The sequence below is a fragment of the Bacteroidota bacterium genome (assembly GCA_016213405.1).
GTDB lineage: Bacteria > Bacteroidota > Bacteroidia > Palsa-948 > Palsa-948 > Palsa-948.
The window spans coordinates 22,869-37,695 of sequence record JACRAM010000006.1 but is presented as its reverse complement, the minus strand read 5'-3'; the positions used below and the strand labels follow the sequence as shown (position 1 = coordinate 37,695).

The following is a 14,827-nucleotide window of genomic DNA, read 5'->3' as shown; positions in this document are numbered from 1 at the left end:
GCCAGTGAAGAGCAAATATTACTTCTTACCTCTTGCCTCTTGCCTCTTATTTTTCTCTGACTGCTCTCTATTAGGCATTCACAAAAGCGTTCACATTCCCAAGCACGCAGGTAAATACCCAAAGTTTTCAGAAACCACAAAACTTTTAGGAACGGAAAACACTAAATACCGCAATTGCTTTGATGCTACCTACTATGAATTGAATGTAACTGTTGACGAAAAGAAAAAATACCTGAAAGGAAAAGTAATTATTAGTGCCATTGCTCTTGCTGATTTTGACACATTGCAAATTGATTTGTATGAGAACATGAAGGTGAATACTATCGGATTTGCCACATTAAATTCCATTCAGGAAAAGGATACAAAATTCATAAATACATCTTACATCCGCAAGCACGGTGCCATCTTCATCGCATTCAAACAAAAGACAGGAGAAATATTCAAACTCAATATTGATTACGAAGGTTCACCGCTTGTTGCAAAAAAACCACCCTGGAAGGGAGGATTCGTCTGGAAAAAAGATAAAGAAAAAAATCCCTGGATAGGCGTTGCCTGCGAAACCGAAGGCGCGTCTCTTTGGTGGACCTGCAAGGATGTGAACAACGATGAGCCCGACAGCGCTGCAGTAAATATCACCGTTGCAAAAGATTTAACAGCCGTGAGCAACGGGCATTTTATCAGAAAGGAAGAAAATGGAAATCTTGTTACTTACCAATGGCGAATTTCTTATCCCATCAATTTATATGATGTGAGTATTTATATCGGAAAGTTTTCCCTTCTCGCAGATACTTACACAATGCCTTCCGGAAAAATTCTGCCCATCAATCATTATGTGCTGACTTACAATTATGAAAAAGCAAAAAAACATTTGCCTCAGGCAAAGGAGCAGATTGCTTTCTACGAAAAAGCTTTTGGAGAATACCCATGGTATATGGATGGTTACAAACTGATTGAATCTCCCTATGAAGGAATGGAGCACCAAACCGCTATTGCTTACGGGCACGGATATAAAAACAGTTTCGGTGGAAATTTTGACTACATCATTCTTCACGAAAGCGCTCATGAATGGTGGGGAAATGCCATCACCGCATCTGATTTTTCCGATGTGTGGCTGCAGGAAGGTTTTGCAACATACAGCGAAGCATTGTATGTAGAAAGCACGCAGGGAAAAAATGCTTATTTAAACTACCTGGTTTTCTACCGCCTCTTCATAAAAAACAAATGGCCAGTTGTCGGGCCTGTTGACAGAAGATATTTTGATTACCGAAACAGCGATTGCTACCAGAAAGGCGCTTGGGTGCTTCACACGCTCCGCTCAACCATCAATGATGATGCAGTATTTTTTGACATACTGAAAACTTTTTTCGACAGATACAAACTTAAAACAACCAGCTCTAAGGATTTTATTTCTGTGGTGAACGAAAAAACAAATGAAAATTACAACTGGTTCTTTAATCAATATCTCTATAAGCGGGAAGCTCCCGTGTTTGAATATTACTGGGAAGGCGAGAATTTCTATTATCGGTGGAAAAATGTTGGAGCAGATTTCAAAATGCCTGTTGAACTCATGCTGGACGAAATCGTTAAGAAAAGTTTAACGCCCTCCAATACAATTCAGAAAGCATTCATCTCCAAGCAGACCTACAAACAGATTTCCTTTAACGACTTCATGCTTCTTTACGGTGTGGAAGAAAATAAAAAAATGAAAAAGAGAGTCATTGGTCATTAGTCATTAGTCATTTCCATCTGCCTTCTCCCCTATTACATGTTCTATGCGTAACCTTTCATCTTGTAAACAATCATTCCAATCCATTCATGGATGAGAGCATCCCATTTGAGAAGCGTTTCAACATCAGGAATAAACAGATGATCAAATGAGTAGCGCCTTACAGGACTTGCATTGCGGTCAACGCTATAGGGAGAAACATTAATTCTAACTTTATTAAAACAGCCGAATGCCCTGCGCATATGGCTGGCAGAAGTGATAAGCAAAAATTTTCCGCTCTGATATTGGTGCTCTTCTAAAAACCCTTTTGCGTTAATGGCATTCTCATGCGTGTTGCGCGATTCATTTTCAATCCAGATGTCTTTGTCAGGAATTCCTATCGTAAGCAAATACCTGCGCACAAACATTCCTTCTTTAATATGGGCAAACTCAATGCTTCCGCTTCCGCCAACAAAAAATATTTTTTTGATGACGCCTGTTTTATATAATTCCACTGCCTGAAACAATCTGTCAGCTCCTCTGAAAAACTGCAACCGGTCAAAATCTATATCATATTCCAGCATTCCTCCAAGCACAATTCCCGCATCATAGGTTTTCAAATCTTTGTAATGCGTGGCGGGAACTTCCCATACCCGGTTCACTTCTTCGAGAATAAATGAGTTGGAGAAAAAGTAAAACAAACAAAGCGCCCAGATTAAACTTCGTTTTTTCCTTTTAGGATTTTTTGAAAGAAGTGAAAACAAAAGCAGCACAAAAACCCAGATGACCGGAGTAATAAGAAAGGATAATATTTTAGAAATGAAGAAAAACATTTTTACATAATACAAATCAGAAGCGAATTTACGAATCATTTAACTTACCGTACTTTTATAGCCACTGGAGTTATAACTTTTACAATTAAAAATGGCGTCAGAACATTTCTATCCTGTTCTTCTCTTTGACGGTATCTGCAATTACTGCAACCGCTGGGTTAACTTTATCATTCGTCACGATAAGAAAAAGAAATTCCGTTTCACCACTTTGCAGTCGGAGGTGGGAAAAAAAATACTGAAAGAGCATGCTGTTTCTGTAAAAGAAGAAAGCGCAGTGCTGATCTATAATAACAAGGTATATCTCCAATCATCCGCAGGGCTTCATATATTATATCATCTGGGAGGAATTTATTCTCTTGCTTTTGTTTTCATTATTGTGCCCGCTTTCATCCGCAATTTTTGTTACAACCTGATTGCACGCAACCGCTATAAATGGTGGGGAAAAAGAAGCGAGTGCATGATTCCATCTGATGGTGTGAAAGATCGGTTTTTATAATTTCCTCCATGAAACAGGCGGATGTATCCCTTTGGGCAAATCTTTATCCTACAGGGTTTATCCACAAACCAATGTGGCTATCTTTTTATTAATAGATCAGCTAAACGAACAAATTCATTTATGTTTGCATAAACAAAATTGTTTTCCCCCATGAAACATTTTTCTTTATTCAGATGGATTTTCCCTGCTCTCCTTGCAGGATTTTTTATTTGTAAAACTTCCTTCGCTCAGCAAAAAGATTCCGTCAGTACAAAAAAAGATTCTGCTAAAATTATTATCAGCGGATATGTTGACGCTTATTACGCTTATTATACCGACAGCGTTGGCGATGGCAGTTTCCAGAAGTTCCCTTCCGTTTGTCCGCGAAGCGGATTTGGATTAAACACGGCAATGCTCACGGCACAATATGACGCGGAAAAGATCCGGGGAATTGTTGCGCTTCAGTTTGGCGATATTCCGCTAAGCTCCTGGTCGGGCACATACAATAATATAATGGAAGCGCATGTTGGCGTCCGGCTATGCAAAAAGCTCTGGTTCGATGCAGGATTTTTCAGAACGCATTTCGGAACAGAAGGGCTTCTTCCCAAAGAAAACATTGCGAGTTCTATTTCTGTCAATACTTTTTATGAACCGTATTACGAAAGCGGCTTCCGTTTGAATTATAATCCTACTGCTGAACTTTCCATTAATGCGTATGTGCTGAACGGATATAATATCTATGAGGATAACAACAGCATGAAATCATTCGGGTTGCTTGCCACGTATGCGCTTGGAGATAAAGGAAACATCGGCTACAGCAATTACATTGGCGATGACACACCAACAGCTGCCGACAGCATTTCGCACCTGCGCTTTCACAATAATTTATTTTTCAATTACCAGTTCGGAAAACTTAAAATGCAACTGGGAGGAGATTACTGCATGCAGGAAAACGGAGACACATTAAATAAGAACAACGCAACCATGTTTAGCGGAGTGCTTGGATTGAAATATCAACTGAAGAAAAAGTTTGCAGTTTACACAAGAGAAGAAATCTTTAATGACCCGCAGGGATTCATGGGAGGAATTATTATTGACAAACAAAATAAACAAACCGGATTGAAATTGTGGGGAGTCACCGCAGGCGTTGAATACAAACCCACAGACAATTCATATGTTCGCCTGGAGGCAAGACAAATAGAGATGGATGCCAACCAGGAAATTTTCCGCTGGAAAGAAAACGAAGACAGCCGTTTGGAAATCTTATTTCATTTCGGAGTTTCATTTTGAAAAAAAGCCCCTCCCTGCCTCCCCAAAGGGAAGGAGAAAAACAATATGCCCTCAAGCTCCTACCTGCGGTCGCAACCTATGGTTGTCTTCGGGAAGGGTTGGGGATGGGCTACTAAATCTCAATCACCATGTTTGACACAGGAACCACCGGCTTTATGCTTCTTGCAACAAGTCTCGTCATGCTCATGACACCCGGACTTGCTTTCTTCTACGGAGGATTGGCAGGCAAACGAAACATTCTCGGAATCATGATTCAGAGTTTTGTTTCGATGGGAATCACCACCATCATGTGGTATATCTGCGGCTACTCGCTCTGCTTCAGCGGTGATGCTATGGGCGGCTTAATCGGAAATTTTGACAAAGCGTTCATGCGCGGAGTAAATCTGAATTCAGCATTTTCCGGAAACAAAAATATTCCTGAGTTTGTTTTCATGGCGTATCAGATGATGTTCGCCATTATCACGCCTGCGCTTATCACAGGAGCTTTTGTAAATCGTGTAACCTTCAAATCGTATTTGGTATTTCTTGTGCTCTGGCAATTGCTCGTTTATTATCCGTTCGCGCACATGGTGTGGGGAGGCGGATTGCTCGCGCAATGGGGCGTGCTTGATTTCGCAGGAGGTATTGTGGTTCACGCCACCGCAGGATTTGCTGCACTGGCTTCAGTTATATATGTTGGAAAACGAAGAGACAAAGAATCTGTTCCGAACAGTATTCCGCTCATCGCCATCGGAACCGGTTTGCTTTGGTTCGGCTGGTATGGATTCAATGCAGGCAGCGCGCTGGATGTAAATGCAGTTACGGGTCTTGCTTTTCTAAATACAGATGTTGCCGCCTCATTCGCTGCCATCACATGGCTCGTCATTGAATGGTCATTAGTGAAGAAGCCAAAGTTTGTCGGACTGCTCACAGGCGCAGTGGCGGGACTTGCCACCATCACTCCCGCGGCAGGATTTGTTTCGCTCAACGCGGCTGTAGCCATCGGCATTGCATCAGGAAGTATCTGCTACCTGGCAGTGCATCTTAAAAATAAAATGGGATGGGATGACGCGCTCGATGTGTGGGGCGTTCACGGAATTGGCGGATGCCTCGGCACCATTCTTCTCGGAGTGTTCGCATCAAAGTTTGTAAATGCCGCTGGCGCTGACGGTTTGCTTCACGGTGGTTCAACTTTCTTCATGCATCAGGTGATTGCCGTGCTGGGCGCCTGCCTCTATGCGTTTGTGTTTACGTACGCAATGCTCTTTTTGATAAATAGGGTTGCCAAAGTGCGGGTGAACGAAACAGGCGAGGATAAAGGGCTGGATGAATCAGAACACGGTGAGAAAGCGTATGATGAGGGGGTTTTGTAAGAGAGATTCGTTATCTGTACCATTGGTAGTGATTTCGGAAAGCCGAGTTGTTTTAGTATAACTTAACCTTAACCTCAACCTTAATTAATATTTCAGATTTTTGTAATGACTAATTTCTTCTTCCCGTAATCAATCACGGCTTTGTATTTTTTGAGGAGGTCGGAACCCAGCACGCCATCAATGGGTTTTTGTTTCATCTGTTTGTACGCTGCATTCACATGGCTCAAATCTATCACAACGGTTTTATAGTTTTTGATTTCAATCTTTCCCAGAGAAATCTTCTCCATCACCACTAAATGGCTTTTCATATCATTCGTGCCCAGCCCGGTGGAGAGTTTGTCGTGCTTCTCCAGCTTTTCTGACTTAAGGAAATGTTTAATACGCGTGTTATCAAAAACCGTTTGCGATGCGCCTGTGTCAATCAGCGCTCTGGCAGCTTTTCCGTTTACACGGATGGAAATCAGAAGATGAAAGCCATCATCGAGTTTTAAGATTTGAATTGGAATGGAAGTAGTCATTTGTTGTCTTGCCCTAAATCCCTAAAGGAAATAAAGTCCCAAATTCCAAATTCCAAGTCCAAAATTCCAAGGGAAAGCCGATGTCGGCTGCTTCTTTGGACTTGGTACTTGGGGCTTGATGCTTGGGACTTTCATTTTCTCCCTTTAGGGATGGGGCACTGCTGTCAGGCAGTTACTTTCATATTATCCAGCACGCCCATCACTTCCTTCACGGCTTTTGCTGAATCATCCAACAATTTTTTCTCTTCGGCATTCAGTTTGAGTTCGATGATCTGCTCAATACCGTTCTTACCGAGTTTAACAGGAACGCCCAGATAAATGTCTTTCATTCCGTATTCTCCGTTGAGCAGCGCGCACACCGGGAAAATCCGTTTCTGGTCAAGCGCAATGGCTTCTGCCATTTGAGCGGCAGCAGCGCCCGGTGCATACCAGGCAGAAGTGCCAAGAAGGTTTACAATTTCTCCACCGCCTTTTTTAGTGCGGTCAATGATGGCATCTAATTTATCTTTCGCGATAAGTTCGGTGACCGGAATTCCGCTAACGGTAGTGTAGCGCGGCAGCGGAACCATGGTATCGCCATGCCCGCCCATGAGCACCGCCTGAATATCTTTGGGTGAGCAATCTAATTCCGTAGCAAGGAAAGCGCGGAAGCGGGCTGTATCTAAAATTCCTGCCATTCCGAAAACTTTTGAAGAAGGTTTTTTCGCGGTGAGATAAGCGCAATACGTCATTACATCCAGCGGATTGCTCACAATGATGAGAATGGTGTTGGGAGAATACTTCAGAATATTTTCGGTAACCGATTTCACAATGCCCGCGTTGGTAGAAATCAAATCATCGCGGCTCATGCCCGGTTTGCGCGGAAGACCTGATGTGATGATAACAATATCCGAGTTCGCTGTCTTGGAATAATCATTTGTGCTTCCCTTCACACGCGAATCATACAGATGAATGGGAGCCGCCTGCCAGATGTCGAGGGCTTTTCCTTCGGCAAAATTTGGTTTGATGTCCAATAGCCAAACTTCGTTGGCATAATCTCTTTGAGCGATAACGTCAGCGCAGGTTGCTCCTACGTTTCCGGCTCCAACCACAGTTATTTTCATTGTAAAAAAGTTTAAGAATTAATAGTATGTTTTAAGTTCGGGGCGTAAATATAGAAAAATGTTGAAACGAAAAAGGTGAGCAGCGTGCGTATGATAAAATGCGTTTCCGCAAGTGCCGGACTAATCGCAATTTTGAGAAAAGAAATAAATAAAGTACATTTGTTTCCTCTAATAAACACAAATGCAAAAAACCGGTTTATACATATTACTGTTCTCCTTGAATTCGGTTCTTTCAAATGCCCAGCCAACCACCGCTATGGATTTCTCCATGACGGATTGCAACGGGCAGGTTCATACTCTTTACAGCGAACTTGATTCAGGCAATGCCATCATCATGGAATTCTGGATGAACAACTGCCAGTCCTGTGTGGATGCGGGTAGTGTGCTGGAAGTAATGTATCAGAATCTGAAACCCACTTGCGGAAACAATGTGCGCTACTTTCAAACAGCTTTTAATAACGCTGAACTCTGTCATGATATTAATACATGGGTGGCAACGAACGGGTTTTCTTCTGTTCCGTTTGATTCGGGTGCGGCACAGGTGGCGTATTACGGTTCTTTCGGAATGCCTACTGTGGCGGTGGCTGCCGGCAACACACACCAGCTTTTATATCTCAGCACACAGGGATTGCCCGTAAATGATACTTCAATAATAGCTACTGCCATCCGGAATTATTGTACAACAGGCGCAGGTGTTTCAGAAAATGATTTTCAGAATTCAGTTATTGTTTCTCCGAATCCAACGAGCGGAGTGTTCAATGTGCAGACCCGCCTGCCGGACGGGCAGGTGAGTAAATTTCAAAACCCGCCTGCGGCATGGGCAGGTGTGCAGATGAACAGCATAGAAGTTTATAATGTATTTGGAGAATGTATTCATCAGCATATCAGCACATCTTCACATCAGCAAATTGATTTGCGCGAAGCGTCCGATGGAATATATTTTCTGAAAATTAATACAGAGCAAGGATTTATCCGAAAAAAGATTGTCGTTGCAAAATAATTTATTATTAAAATATTAAAGGTTTCTTTGTTTTATGCTTTCAAAACAATCAAAAAACAGGTTTTAACATTTTTTATTGATGTTCTGAAATATCTTTCTGATTAATTGGTATCTTTGTTGTAGAAATCATTGAAGTGAAAAAAGTTTTCTCCATATTTCTCACCGTAATTTTCCTCATCAGCGCAATGGGAATGACCATCAATTCTCATTTCTGCGGAAAGAAACTAAGTTCTGTAGGCATTCTTGCCCAGGATTGCAGCTGTAAGAAAAAGTCAGGAATGAAAAAGGGTTGCTGCAAGAATGAAATAAAGTATGTAAAAATTACTGATGATTATTCTCCTTCTTCCCAGTTTCATGTCGAAAAAATTAATATTGCTCCGATAGTTTTGGATTTTTCTTTTCCATCTGCCATCGGCCATCTTACCTCTTCCATTCTTGTCAATAGCCACTCTCCGCCTCCCAAATTTGCGGACAGGGTTATTGCTTTCCATTCCATTCTGGTTTGATTTCTTTTCTCTCGATTTTGCTTTCTTAATTCAGGAAGGTACAAATCTTTTTTTGCTTTTATTCTAAAAAGGCAACTTCATTAACCATTTAAATTTTATTTATTATGAAACAGCACATCCTCTTGATCTCAGCAGTTCTAACGGCAACGGCAATGTCATTCAGTTCATGCAATAATGCCGAAAAACAAGAAAACAAAACCGAACAGGCAGTCAGCAATGATACCGCAAAAGCTGAGTACGCCTGCCCCATGCATCCGGAAATAAAAAGTGACAAACTGGGAACTTGTTCGCAATGCGGAATGGATCTGGAAAAAGTGAAATAAAAAATAACAACAATAAAATAAATTTTAAAACTATGAAAACGAAACACTCTTTAGTATGGCTGATACTCATATCAGTATTTGCTGTTTCCACCGGAAAAATACAAACAAAATCAACTGCTGCCGACACCACTGTTCAAAAAGAAAAAATCACGTATCAATGCCCGATGAAATGCGAAGGTGAAAAAACCTATGACAAATCCGGTAAGTGCCCCAAATGCGGAATGGATTTGGCAAATAAAACTTCCGCTGGCAATTCAAACTGCAAAATGCAAATGAAAGGCAAAGGAATGTGTTGTTCAAAGGCAAATCCGAATGAAAAGAAAACAACATCTCAAACAAACAGTCAGGACACGTTAAAAGCAGTTTATACTTGTCCGATGCACCCTGAAATAAAATCAGATAAGCCCGGCAAGTGTCCGCAATGCAAAATGGATCTCGTAAAACAGAAAAACAATAATGCAAAAGAAATCACAACTGCTTTTCAATGCCCGATGAAATGCGAAGGAGAAAAGACCTACGATAAAAAGGGCAATTGCCCTAAATGCGGAATGTATCTGAAAGAGAAATAGAATAAGAACTGAATGATAAATTTTATTTTATGTTAAACAAAATCATCCGGTATTTTTTAGAAAACAGGTTAGTCGCCTTTCTTCTGCTTTTGGGATTTATCGGATGGGGAATTGCAAATGCTCCGTTCGATTGGAAAATGAATTGGTTCCCGCGTGATCCTGTTGCAGTGGATGCCATTCCCGATATAGGCGAAAACCAGCAAATCATCGCCACAGAATGGATGGGGCGAAACCCTGAAGACATAGAAAATCAAATCACTTATCCGCTCACTACTGCTTTGCTTGGAATTCCCGGTGTGAAAGATATCCGAAGCACCTCCATGTTCGGAATGTCTTTCATCTATATCATCTTTGAAGAAAAGATTGATTTTTACTGGAGCCGTTCCCGCATCCTCGAAAAATTAAATTCGCTTCCGCCCGGCACGTTGCCTTCGGGAGTTCAGCCAACAATGGGTCCGGATGCCACTGCGCTCGGACAGGTTTTCTGGTACACGCTTGAAGGACGCGATCCGAAAACCGGAAAACCAACGGGCGGCTGGGATCCGCAGGAGTTGCGCACCATTCAGGATTTTTATCTGAAGTATGCGCTCAATTCCGTATCCGGTGTTGCTGAAGTTGCATCGGTAGGTGGTTTCGTAAAAGAATATCAGGTGGACATTGATCCCGATGCGCTGAAAGCCCATCGCATTGATGTGGAGCAAGTGATGAATGCCGTAATGAAAAGCAATATTGATGTGGGCGCTGCCACCATTGAAATCAACCGGGCGCAATACTATGTGCGCGGACTTGGGTACATCAAAAAAATTCAGGATCTGGAAAACGCGGTGGTGGATGTGCGCGAAAACATTCCCATCCGCGTAAAAGATGTGGCGAAAGTGAACTTCGGTCCCGCCATCCGCATTGGCGGATTGGATAAAGAAGGCGCGGAAGCAGTTGGCGCTGTGGTGGTGGCGCGTTACAAATCAAATCCATTAGAAGTAATAGATAAAATCAAAAAGAAAATTGCAGAGATTGCCCCTGGTCTTCCTTCAAAAACTCTTGCCGATGGTACGGTTTCGAAAGTTTCTGTAGTTCCGTTTTATGACAGAACCGGATTGATAAAAGAAACAATCGGCACCTTGGAATCGGTGTTATCACACGAAGTGCTCATCTCCATTATTGTAATTATTGTTTTGTTGATGAACCTGAGAGCATCCATCATCGTTTCATTTTTTCTTCCCGTAGGTGTGCTGATGGCTTTCAGCGCCATGAAATTGTTTGGCGTTGACGCCAATATTGTTGCCCTTTCAGGAATCGCAATTGCCATCGGTGTGATGGTTGACCTTGGCATTGTGGATGTGGAGAATATTATCAGGCATCTGGAGATGCCCGAAAATCACAACGCAAAAGGAAAAAAATTGTTAGAAGTAATTTACACGGGCGCTTCTGAAGTAAGAACCGCTGTTACTGTGGCGCTTGCAACCACCATTGTAGGTTTTCTTCCTGTTTTCACTATGGAAGCAGCGGAAGGAAAACTCTTCACCCCATTGGCATACACAAAAACTTTTGCATTAGTTGCTTCCTATATATCCGGCATGATTGCATTGCCGGCATTGACCTATTATATTTTTTCTCTTCGTTCAGATAAAAAGAAACTGCGCACAATATTTAATAGTGTAATAATAATTGCCGGACTGCTATTCACAATTTTCTTTGGAACCTATGCGGCATTAGCGCTTACCGCTCTCGGAATTAATAATTTACTTGACCATCGCTGGGTGGAGAATCGTAAAAATATTCCAAACCTCATTAATAATTTTATCATACTTCTGGCAGCGGGGTATTACCTTGCAGTAGAATGGCTTCCGCTGGGAGCGCACAACAGCACATTTGTAAATTTTCTTTTTGTAGCCGGAATAATTGCCGTAGTGCTTGGAGCCATATCATTAATGGTTCGTAGCTATGAACGGGTATTGCGCTGGTGTTTGGTCAACAAGTGGAAATTTATGATGATTCCGCTTTTTACTCTTCTGCTGGGATTTACAATCTGGACAGGGAGCGAAAAAATGTTCGGATGGGCGGTGGATGGAATAGAAAAAACCGGATTGAATATGCGGCAATCATCTGCATGGGAATATATGACGCACAAATTTCCCGGAACAGGAAAAGAATTTATGCCCTCTTTGAACGAAGGTTCTTTTCTATTGATGCCTACCACCATGCCGCATTCGGGAGTAGAAGAAAATATGGATGTAATTGCCATGCTCGACCAGCGTGTGCGCGCAATTCCTGAAGTGGAAAATGTGGTGGGAAAATGGGGACGCGTAAATTCTGCTTTGGATCCTTCCCCTGTTTCCATGTATGAAAATCTTATCAACTACAAACCGGAATATATTCTGGATGAAGACGGACACCGTGTGAGATTTAAAGTGGATAAAGAAGAAAATTTTTTATTGAAGGACAGCACTACTTACAACATCAACAGAGATGGCTACAAAAATATTTCTGATGAGCAACTTATTTCCGATGATGATGGAGAATATTTTCGCCAATGGAGGCCAGAAATAAAAAAAGCCGATGACATCTGGAAAGAAATTATTAAAGCCGCTTCTATTCCCGGTATGACTTCCGCTCCGAAAATTCAGCCCATCGAAACCCGTCTTATCATGCTTCAAACCGGAATGCGCGCACCAATGGGAATGAAAGTATTTGGTCCCGACCTTGCCACCATCGAAAAAGTAGGAATTGAATTAGAAAATATTCTCAAACAGGTTCCTTCGGTTTCTGCGCCTTCTGTTTTTGCCGATCGCATCGTTGGAACACCTTATCTGGAAATTGAAATTGACCGCGAAGCTATTGCGCGATACGGATTAACGGTGGAAGATATGCAAACCACCATCAGTGCCGCCATAGGCGGCATGAAAATATCCACTACGGTGGAAGGGCGTGAACGATTTCCTATCCGCATACGTTATGCGCGTGAGTTCCGAGATAACCCTGAAGACCTGAAAAAAATTCTTATCCCAACACCTAAAATGGTTCAGGTTCCATTGGGTGAACTGGCAGAAATCACTTACAAGCGCGGTCCGCAAATGATTCGCGGGGAAAATACTTTTCTCACCGGCTTCGTGATTTTTGATAAGAAGTCCGGCTATGCCGAAGTGGATGTGGTGGAAGAAGCGCAGCGGTTCATTGATGCAAAAATTAAATCCGGTGATTTTGTTGTTCCCCCCGGTGTGAGTTATAAATTTTCAGGCAACTTTGAAAATCAGGTGAGAGCTGCCAAACGGCTCATGCTTGTTATCCCGCTGTCGTTACTCATAATATTTCTGATTCTCTATTTCCAGTTCAAAACTGTTACTGCATCCTGCATCCATTTTTCAGGTGTGTTCGTGGCATTTGCCGGAGGGTTTATTATGATCTGGCTTTATGGACAGGATTGGTTCATGAATTTTTCAGTGGCGGGAATGAATATGCGCGATTTATTTCAGATGCACACTATTAACCTGAGTGTAGCGGTATGGGTTGGATTTATTTCCTTGTTCGGAATTGCCACCAACGATGGTGTGATCATGGGAACATACATTCACCAGACATTTGAAAAATTAAAACCGACTACAATAGAAGAAGTACGCAATGCAGTGGTGATTGCAGGAAAAAAACGCGTGCGTCCTGCGGTAATGACAGCGGCATGCGCCATCATCGCATTGCTACCGGTATTAACCTCCACAGGAAAAGGAGCGGATGTGATGATTCCTATTGCCATTCCCACTTTTGGCGGAATGATTATTCAAATGATGACCATGTACATTGTGCCGATACTGCAATGCGTGTGGAGAGAAAGCGTTGTTAAAAGAGAATTGAAATCAAAATTATAAAATACAGATATGAAAAACTTAATCGTCTGCTTGTTTTTTTTCTGGTCTGTAAATAATTTATTTTCACAGCAGGAATTAAACGCGTATTTAAAAACAGCATCCGAAAACAATCCTGCGCTCAAATCCGCTTTCAGCGAATACAGAGCCGCTTTGGAAAAACTTCCTCAGGCAAAAGCGCTGCCCGATCCGAACCTGATGTTCCAGTATTTTACCACTCCTCTTTATCTTGAAATGGGAAAGGAAAGGTTCACGTTATCCGCATCGCAGACATTTCCATGGTTCGGACAACTGAAAGCGCAGGAACAAGCAGCAGCCGAAATGGCAAAATCAAAATATGAATCGTTTATCAATGAAAGAAATAAACTTTTCAAAGAGGTGAAAGAAGTATATTTTAAATTATATGTTCAGCACAAATCTGTTCAGCTCAGCAATGAGAATCTGGAGTTGCTGCGTTCCATGCGCGAACTTGCTAAAATAAAATTTGAAACAGGGAAGGGTTCTTTTGTAAATGTGCTTCGCTCCGATATGGAAATTGCCGAATTGGAAAATAAACTCGCTTACCTTAAAGACAGCGAATTGCCATTGAGGGCGGAACTGGAAAAATTTCTTAATACTAAAATTTCAACTTCATTGGTGTTTCCTGATACGTTATGGAAAGATTCTCTTCCGGATGCAAAAACGGTTCTGATGGATTCCATCGCGGCACATAATCCTTCGCTCAAACAAATTGATTATGATATTGCTTCGTGGGAAAAACAAATGGAAGCTGCAAAAAAAACCGGATATCCTTCTTTTACCATCGGTGCAACGTATATGAATATGTCAAAACGAATTGAAACAAATGGTCATATACATAACAACGGAAAAGACATGTATATGTTTCCGGAAATAGGCGTGATGATTCCCTTGAACAGAAAAAAATATAACGCCATGGTGAACGAGGCAAAATACAATAGCGAATCATCAACTTATGAAAAAGTAAATAGGTCCAATGAACTCAACAGCGAACTGGAAACGGGCTACCGCGATTATCTGGATGCACAACGAAGAATGATTTTGTATACACGGTTGTATAACCTTGCAAAGAACGCCCGTGAATTATTGCTTTCCACTTTCTCTGCGGCAGGAACCGATTTTGAAGAAGTGCTGCGAATGCAGCAAGAGGAACTGATGTATGCACTGGAACTTGAAGATGCCCGCGCGATGCTGAATGCAAGTGTAGCAACTATTAATTATTTAACAGGAAAACAATAAATCAACGAAAAACGAAACGGTACGAACAGTACGAAAATAACA

Annotated in this window: 13 protein-coding genes; 10 read left to right on the top strand and 3 right to left on the bottom strand. The window is 41.8% G+C overall.

The features are described from left to right. Positions 1–4 precede the first annotated feature (4 nt). Positions 5–1,729, top strand: coding sequence for a M1 family metallopeptidase (locus HY841_00595; GenBank protein ID MBI4929231.1), 1,725 nt, complete (start codon positions 5–7; stop codon positions 1,727–1,729). Positions 1,730–1,770: 41 nt separating this feature from the next. Here the strand turns inward: HY841_00595 and HY841_00590 are convergent, their stop codons facing one another. Further along, complete coding sequence (locus HY841_00590; protein ID MBI4929230.1) at positions 1,771–2,577, bottom strand: YdcF family protein; 807 nt, start codon at positions 2,575–2,577, stop codon at positions 1,771–1,773. Positions 2,578–2,629: 52 nt separating this feature from the next. On the opposite strand from HY841_00590, the gene HY841_00585 reads away from it, so the two are divergent. From HY841_00585 to HY841_00575, 3 genes are all read left to right on the top strand, one after another. Then, the gene (locus HY841_00585) at positions 2,630–3,034 is read left to right on the top strand and encodes a DUF393 domain-containing protein (GenBank protein ID MBI4929229.1); all 405 of its coding nucleotides are present in this window, start codon (positions 2,630–2,632) and stop codon (positions 3,032–3,034) included. Between the two features lie 150 nt (positions 3,035–3,184). After that, positions 3,185–4,303 (top strand): porin, encoded by a 1,119-nt coding sequence (locus HY841_00580; GenBank protein MBI4929228.1) that lies wholly within the window; start codon positions 3,185–3,187, stop codon positions 4,301–4,303. A gap of 128 nt (positions 4,304–4,431) precedes the next feature. After that, entirely contained in the window at positions 4,432–5,655 is a 1,224-nt protein-coding gene (locus HY841_00575) for an ammonium transporter (protein ID MBI4929227.1), read from the top strand. 92 nt (positions 5,656–5,747) lie between these two features. Here HY841_00575 and HY841_00570 read toward each other — a convergent pair whose 3' ends face one another. After that, positions 5,748–6,173, bottom strand: coding sequence for a clan AA aspartic protease (locus HY841_00570; protein MBI4929226.1), 426 nt, complete (start codon positions 6,171–6,173; stop codon positions 5,748–5,750). A gap of 164 nt (positions 6,174–6,337) precedes the next feature. Beyond that, on the bottom strand, positions 6,338–7,276 hold the full coding sequence (gene mdh, locus HY841_00565; GenBank protein MBI4929225.1) for a malate dehydrogenase: 939 nt from the start codon (positions 7,274–7,276) through the stop codon (positions 6,338–6,340). Between the two features lie 217 nt (positions 7,277–7,493). Between mdh and HY841_00560 the strand changes: the two genes are divergently transcribed. From HY841_00560 to HY841_00535, 6 genes are all read left to right on the top strand, one after another. Further along, complete coding sequence (locus HY841_00560) at positions 7,494–8,276, top strand: T9SS type A sorting domain-containing protein (protein MBI4929224.1); 783 nt, start codon at positions 7,494–7,496, stop codon at positions 8,274–8,276. Positions 8,277–8,410: 134 nt separating this feature from the next. Then, positions 8,411–8,782, top strand: coding sequence for a hypothetical protein (locus HY841_00555; GenBank protein MBI4929223.1), 372 nt, complete (start codon positions 8,411–8,413; stop codon positions 8,780–8,782). Positions 8,783–8,886: 104 nt separating this feature from the next. Continuing rightward, complete coding sequence (locus HY841_00550; GenBank protein ID MBI4929222.1) at positions 8,887–9,105, top strand: hypothetical protein; 219 nt, start codon at positions 8,887–8,889, stop codon at positions 9,103–9,105. Between the two features lie 32 nt (positions 9,106–9,137). Next, complete coding sequence (locus tag HY841_00545) at positions 9,138–9,674, top strand: hypothetical protein (GenBank protein ID MBI4929221.1); 537 nt, start codon at positions 9,138–9,140, stop codon at positions 9,672–9,674. 29 nt (positions 9,675–9,703) lie between these two features. Further along, positions 9,704–13,531 (top strand): efflux RND transporter permease subunit, encoded by a 3,828-nt coding sequence (locus HY841_00540; protein MBI4929220.1) that lies wholly within the window; start codon positions 9,704–9,706, stop codon positions 13,529–13,531. A 9-nt stretch (positions 13,532–13,540) separates the two neighbouring features. Further along, complete coding sequence (locus HY841_00535) at positions 13,541–14,785, top strand: TolC family protein (GenBank protein ID MBI4929219.1); 1,245 nt, start codon at positions 13,541–13,543, stop codon at positions 14,783–14,785. Positions 14,786–14,827: the final 42 nt, after the last annotated feature.

What these genes read in the sequence shown, in the direction of transcription:
- HY841_00570 (MBI4929226.1), bottom strand. Translation starts at nt 6,173, where the DNA reads ATGACTACTTCCATTCCAATTCAAATCTTAAAACTCGATGATGGCTTT.
- HY841_00540 (MBI4929220.1), top strand. Translation starts at nt 9,704, where the DNA reads ATGTTAAACAAAATCATCCGGTATTTTTTAGAAAACAGGTTAGTCGCC.
- HY841_00580 (MBI4929228.1), top strand. Translation starts at nt 3,185, where the DNA reads ATGAAACATTTTTCTTTATTCAGATGGATTTTCCCTGCTCTCCTTGCA.
- HY841_00545 (MBI4929221.1), top strand. Translation starts at nt 9,138, where the DNA reads ATGAAAACGAAACACTCTTTAGTATGGCTGATACTCATATCAGTATTT.
- HY841_00590 (MBI4929230.1), bottom strand. Translation starts at nt 2,577, where the DNA reads ATGATTCGTAAATTCGCTTCTGATTTGTATTATGTAAAAATGTTTTTC.
- HY841_00550 (MBI4929222.1), top strand. Translation starts at nt 8,887, where the DNA reads ATGAAACAGCACATCCTCTTGATCTCAGCAGTTCTAACGGCAACGGCA.
- HY841_00535 (MBI4929219.1), top strand. Translation starts at nt 13,541, where the DNA reads ATGAAAAACTTAATCGTCTGCTTGTTTTTTTTCTGGTCTGTAAATAAT.
- HY841_00585 (MBI4929229.1), top strand. Translation starts at nt 2,630, where the DNA reads ATGGCGTCAGAACATTTCTATCCTGTTCTTCTCTTTGACGGTATCTGC.
- mdh (MBI4929225.1), bottom strand. Translation starts at nt 7,276, where the DNA reads ATGAAAATAACTGTGGTTGGAGCCGGAAACGTAGGAGCAACCTGCGCT.
- HY841_00575 (MBI4929227.1), top strand. Translation starts at nt 4,432, where the DNA reads ATGTTTGACACAGGAACCACCGGCTTTATGCTTCTTGCAACAAGTCTC.